The 12,594-nt window shown below is 72.2% G+C and carries 13 protein-coding genes; 5 read left to right on the plus strand and 8 right to left on the minus strand.

Features of this window, described 5'->3' with window-relative positions; translation table 11 throughout:
• Positions 1-398: 398 nt before the first annotated feature.
• Positions 399-818 (minus strand): ATP-binding protein, encoded by a 420-nt coding sequence (locus ACWDGI_RS40945; protein ID WP_450768124.1) that lies wholly within the window; start codon positions 816-818, stop codon positions 399-401.
• Between the two features lie 398 nt (positions 819-1,216).
• On the opposite strand from ACWDGI_RS40945, the gene ACWDGI_RS40950 reads away from it, so the two are divergent.
• Entirely contained in the window at positions 1,217-1,666 is a 450-nt protein-coding gene (locus ACWDGI_RS40950) for a cyclic nucleotide-binding domain-containing protein (protein WP_351707852.1), read from the plus strand.
• 3 nt (positions 1,667-1,669) lie between these two features.
• Here ACWDGI_RS40950 and ACWDGI_RS40955 read toward each other — a convergent pair whose 3' ends face one another.
• Entirely contained in the window at positions 1,670-2,980 is a 1,311-nt protein-coding gene (locus tag ACWDGI_RS40955; RefSeq protein ID WP_450768125.1) for an MFS transporter, read from the minus strand.
• Between the two features lie 130 nt (positions 2,981-3,110).
• Positions 3,111-3,728 (minus strand): LysE/ArgO family amino acid transporter, encoded by a 618-nt coding sequence (locus ACWDGI_RS40960; RefSeq protein WP_450768126.1) that lies wholly within the window; start codon positions 3,726-3,728, stop codon positions 3,111-3,113.
• A gap of 85 nt (positions 3,729-3,813) precedes the next feature.
• Here ACWDGI_RS40960 and ACWDGI_RS40965 point away from each other — a divergent pair, with 85 nt between their 5' ends.
• The gene (locus tag ACWDGI_RS40965) at positions 3,814-4,698 is read left to right on the plus strand and encodes a LysR family transcriptional regulator ArgP (RefSeq protein WP_450768127.1); all 885 of its coding nucleotides are present in this window, start codon (positions 3,814-3,816) and stop codon (positions 4,696-4,698) included.
• Between the two features lie 8 nt (positions 4,699-4,706).
• Here ACWDGI_RS40965 and ACWDGI_RS40970 read toward each other — a convergent pair whose 3' ends face one another.
• On the minus strand, positions 4,707-5,486 hold the full coding sequence (locus tag ACWDGI_RS40970) for a TetR/AcrR family transcriptional regulator (RefSeq protein WP_450768128.1): 780 nt from the start codon (positions 5,484-5,486) through the stop codon (positions 4,707-4,709).
• 149 nt (positions 5,487-5,635) lie between these two features.
• Between ACWDGI_RS40970 and ACWDGI_RS40975 the strand changes: the two genes are divergently transcribed.
• The gene (locus ACWDGI_RS40975; protein WP_450768129.1) at positions 5,636-6,850 is read left to right on the plus strand and encodes a saccharopine dehydrogenase family protein; all 1,215 of its coding nucleotides are present in this window, start codon (positions 5,636-5,638) and stop codon (positions 6,848-6,850) included.
• 111 nt (positions 6,851-6,961) lie between these two features.
• A complete protein-coding gene (locus tag ACWDGI_RS40980) occupies positions 6,962-7,216 on the plus strand; it encodes a WhiB family transcriptional regulator (RefSeq protein ID WP_450768130.1) in 255 nt (84 codons plus the stop codon).
• Here the strand turns inward: ACWDGI_RS40980 and ACWDGI_RS40985 are convergent.
• The 4 genes from ACWDGI_RS40985 to ACWDGI_RS41000 all read right to left on the minus strand — a co-directional run bounded on the left by ACWDGI_RS40985 (position 7,209) and on the right by ACWDGI_RS41000 (position 12,064).
• Positions 7,209-9,086, minus strand: a complete 1,878-nt coding sequence (locus ACWDGI_RS40985; protein WP_450768131.1) for a sensor histidine kinase — start codon at positions 9,084-9,086, stop codon at positions 7,209-7,211. The genes ACWDGI_RS40980 and ACWDGI_RS40985 overlap by 8 nt on opposite strands.
• Positions 9,083-9,781, minus strand: coding sequence for a response regulator transcription factor (locus ACWDGI_RS40990; RefSeq protein ID WP_450768132.1), 699 nt, complete (start codon positions 9,779-9,781; stop codon positions 9,083-9,085). Before ACWDGI_RS40990 ends, ACWDGI_RS40985 begins: the two co-directional genes overlap by 4 nt.
• A gap of 32 nt (positions 9,782-9,813) precedes the next feature.
• Entirely contained in the window at positions 9,814-10,554 is a 741-nt protein-coding gene (locus tag ACWDGI_RS40995; RefSeq protein WP_450768133.1) for a L,D-transpeptidase family protein, read from the minus strand.
• Positions 10,555-10,660: 106 nt separating this feature from the next.
• A complete protein-coding gene (locus tag ACWDGI_RS41000) occupies positions 10,661-12,064 on the minus strand; it encodes a M1 family metallopeptidase (RefSeq protein WP_450768134.1) in 1,404 nt (467 codons plus the stop codon).
• Between the two features lie 165 nt (positions 12,065-12,229).
• Between ACWDGI_RS41000 and ACWDGI_RS41005 the strand changes: the two genes are divergently transcribed.
• Entirely contained in the window at positions 12,230-12,580 is a 351-nt protein-coding gene (locus ACWDGI_RS41005; protein WP_450768135.1) for a DUF488 domain-containing protein, read from the plus strand.
• Positions 12,581-12,594: the final 14 nt, after the last annotated feature.

A 12,594-nucleotide genomic window follows, 5' to 3' on the forward strand; every position in this document is an offset into this window, starting at 1 on the left:
GCCACCAGTTCCTCACGCAGAGCCTCCCGCTCGGGACCCTCCCCGAGATCGGCGAGCCGGGCGAACAGGTCTGCGGTCACGGGAGCGTCGTCGTGCGGACGCCGGGGCGGGGTGTGCGTGGTGTGGGCGGGTGTGCGGAGGCTGCTGTTCGACAAGTCGGTCGGCATGCGGACTCGCTCCTGAACTGTGGGTTCCAGGGCATCACCGGAACGTCGTTCCGGGACACGACCCGAACTGCGGTGTCAGAGTCGCCGCGGGAGCATCACCCGGACCGCTCTGCGGGCCCGGGGGCGATATGACCGCTCCCACTGGCGCGCGCCTCCGGTCCGAAGCACGAAACTCCGCCTGCCCCCTCGCCCCCGACGCAAACACCGTCAGGAGAAACCCGGTTCGCCGGCTCAACTCAGCGACACGACCGCGGTGATGCGCTTGCCCCCGCGGGGCAGTCCGGCGACCTCCACGTCCCGGGCCAGCCGGCAGACGATGGGCCAGCCCCGGCCGCCGAGCCGGCCGCGGTCGCGCCCGTCCGGGACCTGCTCGGCGATCGGCAGCGCGTCACTGCGGTCGCTAACCGACACGCGTACCGCGCGTCCGTCGACGTCCACGTCGAAGCCGGTGATCCCGCCGCCGTGCAGGATCGCGTTGGTGGTCAGCTCCGAGGTGACGAGCAGGGCGTCCTCCAGGGCCTCGGCGGCGCACGGCACAGCCTGCCGGGCGACCGCGCCGCGAACCGCTCTGCGGGCGTCGGCCGGCCGCAGCGACGGCCGGTGGGAGTCGGGTGGTATCACTACTGATTCGGTCCGGAACTTCTCGCGCATCCCTTCGCTCCCTGAGTGGTGGACCGGCTGATCTGTCTGGCCCGTCCGCGCGGGTCTCTCTCTGTTCGGCTCACCTGTCGGGGCGCCGACAAACACATCCGGGGGCAGCAAAGGCTTCCCCTGAGTGAAACGGGTCACGTAGCCTGTTCCCCGGTACCCGAAATGGCCCCGGATGGTTTAGCGTTCATCCATAAGTGGTCGAGGAGTCGACAGCAGGTCCTCCCGCACCACCGCTTGACGGCCCTGGCTGGCCTCCCCCGTCCAGCCAGGGCTTTTTAACGCCCGGACGGCTCCGGGCAGGCGACTCCCATCCCCTTCGAGGTGCCCGGCGCGGCGGCAGCGGCTGAAATGGGCGTAGGCAGAGCCCCCGTACCCTCGCCGGCGAGGAGCACCGCGCCATGACCAAAGCCATCAAACTGCTGACCGCCCTACCGCAGGCGCAGCGCGAGCGCCTCATGGAACTGGCCCAGGAGGTCTCCTTCCCGGAGGACGCCCGTATCTTCGAGGCCGGCGGCACCGCGGACCGCTTCTGGGTGATCCGCTCGGGAGCGGTCAACCTGGACCAGGAGGTGACGTCCCACAAACGCGTCACCGTCGCCAGCCTGGGCGCCGGCGACCTGCTCGGCTGGTCATGGCTGTTCCCGCCGTACACCTGGGACTTCGGGGCGGTGGCCTTCAGTCAGGTGCGGGCCTACGAGTACGACGCCGCGGCCGTGCTCGCGCTGTGCGTGGAGGATCCGCTGCTGGGGCTCTCACTGGTGCGGACCGTCGCCGAGATCCTCGCCAGCCGGCTGGAGGTCACCCGGGGCAAGCTGCTGGACGCCTATGTGGGGCGGCGGCCCGCGTAGCGCTCAGATGCGGTAGCGGCGCAGGGCGGGCACGGCGGCGGCCAGGGCCAGCATCACGGCCACGACCAGCAGGCCGCCGCCCGTGACGGCCGCGCGCGGCCCGAAGACGGATCCCATGGTGCCGTGCAGGACGTCGGCCAGCCGCGGCCCGCCCGCCACCACCACCGTGAACACGCCCTGCATCCGGCCGCGCATCTCGTCGGTCGCGGCGGACAGCAGGATCGCGCCCCGGAAGACCATCGAGACCATGTCGGCGACCCCGGCGGCGGCGAGGAAGGCGACCGCCACCCAGAGGTTGCGGCTGAGCCCGAACCCGGCGACGGCCGCTCCCCAGCCGACGACCGCGCCGATCACCATCCAGCCGTGCCGGCGGGCCCGCGAGAAGGTGCCGGAGAAGAGCCCGCCGAGCACGGCGCCGACCGGGATCGCCGCGAACAGCAGGCCGAGCGCCAGCCCTTCGCCGTAGGAGCCGTAGGTCTCGGCGGCCAGCTGCGGGAACAGGGCGCGGGGCATGCCGAGGACCATCGCGATGATGTCGGCCAGGAACGACAGCAGCAGCACCTTGTGCATGGAGATGTAGCGGAAACCCGCCACGATCTCCCGCACTCCGGCCCGGCGGGCCGTCGCACGCGCCAGCGGCGGCAGCGCGGGCAGCCGGTAGACGGCCCACACCGTCACGGTCAGCGCCAGCGCGTCGATCAGGTACAGCTCGGGCAGGCCGATGACCGGAATCAGGGCACCGGCCAGCAGCGGGCCGATCACCTGCCCGGTCTGCATGACCGTCGATCCCAGGGCGTTGGCGGCGGGCAGCTGTCCCTCGGGGACGAGCCGGGCGATGGAGGCGGTACGCGCCGGGGCGTTCAGCCCCCAGAACGCCTGCTGCATGGCGAGCAGGACCATCAGCGCGGCCACGGATTCCAGGCCGGTGACGGCCTGGAGCCAGAACAGCAGCGAGGTGACGGCGATACCGCAGTTGGTGATCAGCAGCAGCTTGCGGCGGTCCATGGCGTCGGCGACCGCGCCGCCCCACAGCGCGAACACGATGAGCGGCAGCAGTCCGGCGAGGCTCGCGGCGCCGACCCAGGCCGAGGATCCGGTGATGTCGTAGATCTGCTTGGGCACGGCCACCGCGGTGAGCTGGCTGCCGACCGAGGTGACGATCGTCGAGGTCCACAGCCGGCGGTAGGCCGGGACGGCCAGCGGGCGGGTGTCCATCGCCCAGCGGCGCCAGCCCCGCCGGGGCGGGGGCGGGGCCGCCGTGGTGTCTTCGGGGGGCTGTATGCCGGACTGGGTGCCGCTCTCGCTGGTGTCCACGGAGTTCCTGGTGTCCTGGTCCTCTTGGTGCTCGCTACATCTTTCGACCGCAGGATCACTATCCCAGCAACTTCTGTGACCGCCGAACCGGTTGTCTCAGGATGCGGCGCCGCATCAGGGTCCGCGGGCGTCAGGAGCCGGTCACGAGCATCAGGCCGAGCCCGATCATGGTCAGGGCCACCAGTCCGTCCAGCACCCGCCAGGCGGCCGGCCTGGCGAGGTACCGGCCGAGCTGCCGGGCACCGAAGCCGAGCGCGGCGAACCAGCAGAGACTGGCCAGCGCGGCGCCGAGGCCGAAGGTCCAGCGCAGGTCGCCCCGGTCGGCGGCGAGCGAGCCGAGCAGGAACACGGTGTCCAGGTAGACATGCGGGTTCAGCCAGGTCATGGCGAGGCAGGTGAGCACGGCCCGGCGCCGGGAACCGGCCGCCTCGCCCTCGGTGCGCAGGCCGCCGGTGCCGGGCCGCAGCACCCGGCGGCCGGCCAGGACGCCGTAGCAGAGCAGGAAGACGCCGCCGACCAGACCGACCGCCCGCACCGCGCCCGGCCAGGCCACCACCAGCGCACCCACCCCGCCGACGCCGAGCGAGATGAGGGCCGCGTCGGACAGGGCGCAGATGGCGACGACCACGAGGACCGCGTCCCGGCGGACACCCTGCCGCAGCACGAAGGCGTTCTGGGCGCCGATGGCGACGATGAGCGAGAGGCCGCTGCCGAAACCTGCGGCAGCGGCGGCGAGAGAGCTGGACATGTCCTCGACGGTAAGGAGGTGATCTCTGGAGGTACAGCTAAAGATTCTTACGTACCCTTAGCGCAGCTGCAGACGGGAGCGGACGGTGGAACTTCCTCTCGACCAGGTGCGGACGCTGCTGGCGGTGGTGGACGAGGGTACGTTCGACGCGGCGGCCGCGGCCCTGCACGTGACGCCGTCGGCGGTCAGCCAGCGGGTGAAGGCGCTGGAACAGCGCACGGGCCGGGTGCTGCTCCAGCGCACCAAGCCGGTGCGGCCGACCGAGTCGGGCGAGGTGCTGGTGCGGTTCGCCCGGCAGCTGGCCCGGCTGGAACGCGACGCGCGCGGCGCGCTGGGCATGAGCGGCGCCGGGGAGCCGACCCGGGTGTCGGTCGCGGTCAACGCGGACTCGCTGGCGACGTGGTTCCTGGGTGCGCTGACCGGCCTCCCGCACGTCTTCGTCGAACTGCGCCGGGAGGACGAGGAGCACACGGCCGCGCTGTTGCGGGAGGGGCTGGTGATGGCGGCGGTGACCTCGTCGCCGGACGCGGTGCCGGGCTGCTCCGTGCGGGCGCTGGGGCGGATGCGGTACCTGCCGGTGGCCGCGCCGGAGTTCGCGGCGGCGCATCTCACCGGGCCGCTGCCGGATGCGCTCGCCGAGGCGCCGGTGATCGTCTTCGACCGGCGGGACGACTTCCAGGACGGGTTCGTACGCCGCCTGGGGCGGGGCGGCGCCGCCTCGCTACGGCATTACGTGCCCACCTCGGAGGGGTTCGTGGACTCGGTGACGGCCGGGCTGGGGTGGGGGATGGTGCCGGAGGTACAGGCGGAACCGCGGTTGCGGGAGGGGCGGCTGGTACGGCTCGGGGAGCCCGGGTTGTGGGCGGACGTGACGTTGTACTGGCAGCAGTGGAAGCTGGATTCGCCGGCTCTGGGGGCGGTGGCGGAGGCGGTGGTGAGTACGGCGGGGAACGCGTTGCGCCAGCCGTGAGGGGGACTCTACCGGTGGTCGTGCGAGCGCGGGCTGGCGGGGGCTGATCGCGCCGTTCCCCGCGCCCCCTTTCGGGGCGCCCCCGCCAGGGGCGCTTGCAAGGACCGTTCGGTGCTGTCCAGGAGCATTTCCAGGGCCGTCGGATATGCGCTGGTCACCATCCTTTTCGCCAGCAGCGGGGCCGCTTCCGCGATGCGGGGATGAGTCGCGGGCGGCAGCTGGGCGTACGTCGAGTTCCACTTGGCCTCGTCCGCCCGCTGGGAGTCCTGCGGCAGGGCCAGGGATGCCGCGTCCAGTGCCGCGAAGGCCAGCGTCTGGTCGATGAAGGCGTGGTAGACGCGGACCGTCTCCGGCAGGGGGAGGCCCGCCGTGCGCAGGACGTCCAGGATCGCCTCGTCCGCTGCCAGCTCCTGCGCCCGGCCCGTCACCCGGTTCGCCGTCAGCAGGGCCGCCTGCGGATGGGCCACGTACTGCGCGTGGATGCGCAGGCCGATCGTGCGCAGGTCGGTGCGCCACTCCCCCGTCGGCGCCCAGCCCGCGAGCGCCTGGCCGATCAGCGCGTCGCCGATCGCCAGGGTCAGGTCGTCCATGCCCCGGAAGTAGCGGTACAGGGTGCTGGGATCGCAGTCGAGGGCCAGCCCCAGGCGGCGGGCGGTGAGGCCCGTACTGCCGTGTTCGCGCAGCAGACGCAGGGCGGTCGCCACGATCAGGCCCTCGGAGAGCACCGTGCCGCCACGGGTGGGCCGGCGCCGGCGGCGCTTCTCCTCCGGTACGACCGGTTTGGGCATCGGGCACTCCCGCTGGGTTCTCTCACGCCGGCGCGCACCGACGAGGTTCTTATGCCAACGCCATTGACCTTACGACAGGGTCCGGCGTTTGATTCCGGCCGGGCGCCCCGTACTCGACCTCGCACCCTGTTCGAGAAGGAGATTCCGCCATGCGTGTACTGCTCGTGGGAGCCGGTGGTGTGGGCACCGCCGTCACCCGGATCGCGGCCCGTCGCCCGTTCTTCGAGGTGATGGTGGTCGCCGACTACGACCCGGCCCGCGCCGAGGCGGCCGTGGCCGCCGTCGGCGACGACCGGTTCCTCGCCGAGCGGGTCGACGCCGGTGACGAGGCGGCCGTGGCCGGCCTGCTGGCCCGGCACGGCTGCGATGTGCTGCTCAACGCCACCGACCCGCGCTTTGTGATGCCGCTCTTCCGGGCCGCCCGCGAGGCCGGCGCCGGCTACCTCGACATGGCGATGTCACTGTCCCGGCCGCACGCCGAACGGCCGTACGAGGAGTGCGGGGTCAAGCTGGGCGACGAGCAGTTCGCCCTGGCCGAGGAGTGGACGAAGGCGGGCGCGCTGGCGCTCGTCGGGATGGGCGTGGAGCCGGGGCTCTCGGATGTGTTCGCCCGGTACGCGGCCGACGAGCTCTTCGACGAGATCGAGGAGATAGGCATCCGCGACGGCGCGGACCTGACGGTGGACGGTTACGACTTCGCACCCTCCTTCAACATCTGGACCACCATCGAGGAGTGCCTCAACCCGCCCGTCGTGTACGAGGAGGGGCGCGGCTGGTTCACCACCGCCCCCTTCAGCGAGCCGGAGGTGTTCGACTTCCCTGAGGGGATCGGGCCGGTGGAGTGCGTCAACGTCGAGCACGAGGAGGTGCTGCTCGTGCCCCGCTGGGTGGAGGCACGGCGGGTCACCTTCAAGTACGGGCTCGGCCGCGAGTTCATCGACACGCTCAAGACGCTGCACCTGCTCGGTCTGGACAGGACCACGCCGGTGACCGTGCCCGGCGCCGACGGCCCGGTCTCGGTCTCGCCACGGGACGTGGTCGCCGCCTCGCTGCCCGACCCGGCGACGCTGGGCGACCGGATGCGTGGCAAGACCTGTGCGGGCACCTGGGTGCGCGGCGTCAAGGACGGCAAGCCGCGCGAGGTGTATCTCTACCACGTGGTCGACAACAAGTGGTCCATGACGGAGTACGGTTGTCAGGCCGTGGTGTGGCAGACGGCCCTCAACCCGGTCGTCGCCCTCGAACTCCTGGCCACCGGTGCGTGGTCGGGCTCGGGCGTCCTCGGCCCGGAGGCGTTCCCGGCCCGCCCGTTCCTCGACCTGCTGACCGAGTACGGCTCGCCCTGGGGGCTGCGCGAGCAGTGACCGCCCGCGAATTCCAGGGGACTTGCCCGTTTCGGACCCGCCCGCTCCGGTGACCCGGAACCGAGTACGCACGTGAAACGGCAGAATCGACTTGGATCGCAGGTGACTTCGATGGACGACTGGCGAGACCACGCCGAGTGCCGCGAGGAGGACCCCGACCTCTTCTTCCCGATCGGCACCACCGGGCCTTCGCTGCAGCAGACGCGGCGCGCGAAGGCCGTCTGTGAGCGCTGTCCGGTCCAGGATCCATGCCTGGACTGGGCGATGGACAGCGGGCAGACCGTCGGCATCTGGGGCGGTACGACCGAGGCGGAGCGCCGGCTGCTGGCCCGGCGCCGGCAGCGGGCCGCACGCCGGTTCAGCTGACGTCGGCCGGTGCGTCGGCCGGTACGTCGGCGGCCGGCAGCCGCAGGGTGAACTCGGCGCCCTCGCCCGGTTCGCTCGCGGCCTCGACGGTCCCGTCATGCGCGGCGACCAGGTGGCGCACGATCGGCAGACCGAGCCCACTGCCCCCGGTACGACGGCTGCGGGACTTCTCCGCGCGCCAGAACCGCTCGAAGACGTGCGGCAGATCGTCGGGGGCGATGCCCTTGCCGGTGTCGGTGACGGTGAGCACGACCTCGTCACCGGCCCGGCGGGCGGCCAGGGTCACCGTGCCGTCGGCGGGGGTGTGCCGGATCGCGTTGGAGACCAGGTTGCCCAGCGCCTGCCGCATCCGCACCGGGTCGGCGTCGAGCCAGACCGTGCCCTCGACGTCGGCCAGCAGGGTGACCCCGGCCGCGTCGGCGGCCACCCGGTGGGCGGCGGCGACCTGGTCGAACAGGTCGGCGGCGCGGACCGGTTCGCGGTGCATGCGCAGGGTGCCGGCGTCTGCGGCCGCCAGGTCCTGGAGGTCGTCGATGATCCGCTGGAGCAGCAGCGCCTCCTCGTGCAGCGAGGCCAGGAGCGCCGGGTCGGGGTCGACCACACCGTCCCGGGTGACCTCCAGCCAGCCCCGGATGTTGGTGAGCGGGCTGCGCAGTTCGTGGGCGATGTCGCTGACCATCGCCTTGCGCTGTTCCTCCAGCCGCTCCCGGCGCTCGGTGAGGTCGTTGAACGCCTCGGCCAGCAGCCCGGTCTCGTCCCGGGTCCGCACCGGCGCCCGCGCGTGCAGTTCGGGAGGCTGGCGCACGGTGACGGTCAGCGCGCGCAGCGGCCGCACGAGCCGGGTGGCGACCACGGCGGTGACGGCGACCGTGAAGGCGAGGACCAGTCCGGCCGCGCCGACGATCTTCGCCTTGTTGGCGCGGGACATGTCGAACCGGGGCACGGTCTGGTCGCCCAGGCCGAGGAAGAGTTCGGCGGCCGGCGCGGCATACGGTTCGAGCTGGGTGCGGCGGGCGCTGGTGATGCAGCTCTTCGCCATCTGGTCCGTCCGTGCCTGGTCGCGCCCGGCCTGCCTGGCGGTGACGAGGAAGCCGCCGGTGACGGGGTTGCGTCCGGTCTGGTCGTAGGTGAGGTACAGCTGTCCGGCGAGGTCCAGGTGCTTGCCCTGGAGACAGGGGCGGACCAGGTCCGTCAGCGTGGCGAGGGCCTTCGCCTCGGTGCGGGTGGCGCCGAGGTACCCCTTCTTCATCGCCATGAGGGGGTCGTCCAGCCCGCCGCAGCCGATCGAGCGGAAGGCCGAGGCGTCGGTGCCGTCGTCGTCGACGAGGTAGGGCCGCCCGCTCGGGGTGTGGGCGACGGTGGTCCGGACGCCGTAGGAGTTGTAGCAGGACCGCTCCTTGTCCACGACCATGTCCAGCTCCCCGCGTTCCTTCGCCGTGAGCCGGTACGGGCCGACCACCCGCGGGTCGATGCCGCTGAGCTGGGCGCCGGACTCGGTGTAGGTGTCGGTGTGCAGCGGGTCGATGGCGGCGGCCGGCCGGGGCGGCAGGGCGGTGCCCGGTGCCGCCGAGTCGGCGATCAGGGTGCGGTCGGCGGTGGTCAGCGCGATCCTGCGGCCGGTCTGCGCGGCCAGCGAGCGGACCGTGTGCCGCACCCCGCTCCAGTCGGGGTGCTCCGCGGCGTAGCCGCTGAGCTGGGCGAGGATCTTGTTGTCGGCCGCGAGGTCCTGGCCCTGCTCCTCCTCCAGCGCGCTGGTGGTGGTCGTCACCGCGAGCCAGGCGGTGGCGGCCACCGAGCACGCGGCGATCAGTACGGAGGCGAACAGCAGCCGGACCAGCAGCCGTTTGCGCCAGGGTATCCGGGCCCTCACGGACGGCCGCCGCTCAGCTTGTAGCCGACGCCGAAGACGGTCACCAGCCGCACCGGCCGCCGGGGATCGGCCTCGATCTTCCGGCGCAGGTTCATCACATGGACGTCGACGGCCCGTTCGGTGGAGGCCCGGTCGAAGCCGCGGGTGCACTGGAGCAGCTGCCGCCGGGTGAACACCCGGTCGGGCTCCCCGGCCATGGCGAGCAGGATCTGGAACTCGGCCGGGGTCACCTCCACCGGCACCCCGTCGCAGCGCACCTCGTGCCGCACCGGATCGACGCTGATCCCGGCCGCGGTCACGGCCGGCTCCTCCCGTACCTCGGCGGTCCGCCCGCTGCGCCGCAGAACCGTCCGGATCCGGGCCATCAGCTCTCGTGGGCTGTACGGCTTGGTCATGTAGTCGTCGGCGCCCAGTTCCAGTCCGAGCAGCACGTCGTCCTCCTCGGACCGGGCCGTGAGCATCAGCACCGGGATCTCCGGGTCGCCGCCGCGCAGCACCCGGCAGACGCCGAAGCCGTCGATCACCGGGAGCATCAGGTCGAGGACGACCAGGTCGGGGCCGAGCCGCCGGGCCGCGTCCAGCGCGGCGGCGCCGTCGTGGACCACCGTCGCGGTATGGCCCTCGGCCAGCAGGGAGCGCCGGATCAGCTCGGCCTGCATCTCGTCGTCCTCGGCGACCAGCACATGTGCGCACACAGGTTCGGATCCTAGACGGGGTCCGCGGCGGCCTACTGGGCGAGCCAGTCGGCGTGCCCCATGACGACGACCGGGTGCCGGGCCGGGTCCAGGGTGCGCAGCAGTTCCCTCATGTGCGCCTTGGCGACACTGACACAGGCGTGTGTCGGGCCGCCGTGGTCGACGTGCAGCCAGACACCGCCGCCGCGCCCGGCGCCCATGGGGCGGGTCCAGTCGAGGGGCGAAGTGCCGGGCCGCCGGTTGTAGTTGATGGCGACGACATAGTCGAAGGAGCCTTCCAGCGGCTCCCCCTCGAAGCCGGTGCCGGGCGAGTGGAAGCCGTACCCGTGGTCGTACGGCAGCCGGCTTCCCGGGTCGGGGAGCAGGCCTCCGGCGTCGGTGAGCCCGTACACGCCGACGGGTGAGCGCAGGTCCCCGGCCATGTGGTGCTCGCTCCAGCCGTCCCTGCCGTTGTGCGCGGGCCAACTCGCGCCGGGCTGCCAGACGCTGTCGTCGCGCTCGTACAGGACGACGGTGGAGACGGGCGAGTCCTTGCCCCGCCCCCTGGCGACGACGACCTGCTCGGTCCGCTCGGGTATCGCGGCCGCGGTCCGCGGCCCCAGCCCCGGTATGCCGGTGGGCCGCGGGCTGCTGCTCTCGGGTGTGGGGGAAGCCGTCGTCCGCGCCGGCCGGTCGTCGTCCGACCGACTCGGCGCGGCCTCGGCGCCACCCCCGCACCCCGAGAGCAGGAGGGGGGAGGCGAGGAGGGCGACAGCTGTTCTGCGATGGATCATGAGACCGACTCTGGCCGACAAATGTAAGAAACTCGTCAGCTTCAGCGCCCCCTTTGAGGGTGTGAGGAACTGCGCGACAAGCCCTCACCGGCCCGCAACCGAACCGCTACGGCTTGCCCTTCTTGTACAACCACGTCTGGAACAACGAACCGAGATCCTGCCCCGACTGCCCTTCCGCGAGCTTCACAAACTCCGCGGTGGTCCCGTGCCCGTACCGGTGTTCCGAGGCCCACACCCGCAGAATCCGGAAGAACACCGGATCCCCGACCGCCTTACGCAGTTCGTGCAGAGCCATCGCACCCCGCGCGTACACCGGCGTCCCGAAGATGTTCGCGCCACTGCCCGGGTCCCCGGGCGGATACGCCCACAACTCGTTGCTCGCCGGCTTGGCGTAGAGCGCGTCGAAGGACTTCTGCGCGCTGTCGCCCCCGTGCTGCTCGCTGTAGAGCCACTCGGCGTACGTCGCGAAGCCCTCGTTGAGCCAGATGTCCTTCCAGGCGGTGAGGGAGACGGAGTCGCCGAACCACTGGTGGGCGTTCTCGTGCACCAGCGTGCCGAGGTCGGGCGCGGAGTCGTAGATCGGCCGGCCCTGAGTCTCCAGGGCGTAGCCGACGTTCGGCGCGTGGTCGACGATCGCCCCGGCGGACCGGAACGGGTACGGCCCGAACAGCTTGCTCTCCCACTCCAGTACCGACGGCAGCTTCTTCAGCACCGCCGCCGACCCGCTCGCCTCGCGCGGGTCGACCGCGTTGTACACCTTGATCCCGTCCCGGGTGGTGTACTGCTGCACCTTGAACGTGCCGACCGTGGCGGTGGCGAGGTACGCGGCCATCGGCTCGGCCTGCCGCCACCGGAAGGTCGTGCGGCCGCCGGACGTGTGCTGCCCGAGGAGGACGCCGTTGGCGACGGCGGTGCGCCCCTTGGGGACGGTGATCGTGAAGTCGTACGACGACTTGTCCCTGGGATGGCTGTTCGCCGGGAACCAGGTCATCGCGCCCTGCGGCTCGCCGGCGACGAACGCGCCGTCGTCGGTGCGGATCCAGCCGTCCGGCGAGCCGTCGGGGTCGGTGACCTGCTTGGGGGTGCCGTTGTAGGTGACGGCGATCCGGAACTCCCGGCCCTTGGCGAGCGCGTGCGCGGGCGTGACGACGAGTTCCTGTCCGCTGCGGTTGAAACGGGCGGTCCGGCCGTCGACCGTCACCCGGGTGACCTTCAGACCGCTGAGGTCGAGGTCGAAGCGGGTGAGCTTCTGGGTGGCGCGGGCGGTGAGCACGGCCTTGCCGTCGAGGTGGCGGGAGGCGGTGTCGTAGCGGAGCGTCAGATCGTAGTGGCCGACGTGGTAGCCGCCGTTGCCGCTGAGCGGGAAGTAGGGGTCGCCCGCGCCCGCGGCGCCGATCGTGCTCGCCGAGGCCGGTCCGGCGGCGGCGAGCAGGGCCGCCACGGCGACCGGGACGGTGGCGAGGACGGCCTCGCGGCGGAGGACTGCGGTACGTCTGCTTGCGCCCTGCACATGCGCTCCTTGGGAGGTGGCCAATGATCAATGGCCCACAGACTAGGCGTGCGGGTGTCCGCGTTTCCCCCTCATTCTGGTCAAGCCGCGCCGCGTCGGCAGCCGGTGGTACGGACCCGGCGCGTACCCTCGCGGCACCGCCACCGAGCCGAGAGGTGCCCGACCGTGAGCGTGCGCGTCCGCAGGATCTACGAACCGCCCGAGCCGCAGGACGGCGTGCGGGTCCTGGTGGACCGGCTGTGGCCGCGCGGGGTGTCGAAGGCGGACGCGCACGTGGACGAGTGGCCCAAGGGGCTGACGCCGTCGAACGAGCTGCGCCGCTGGTTCCACTCGAGCGAGGGGTCCTACGACGAGTTCACGGGCCGCTACGAGGCGGAGCTGGCCGCTCCCGAGGCCGCCGAACTCCTGGACGGCCTGCGGGAGTCGGCCCGGAAGGGCCGGGTGACGCTGCTCACCGCGTCGAAGACACCGCAGGAGAGCCACGCCACCGTGCTGGCGCGGCTCCTCTCCGCGTAGGCCCCGGCCCGGGA

It is taken from the genome of Streptomyces sp. NPDC001220, from assembly GCF_053597895.1.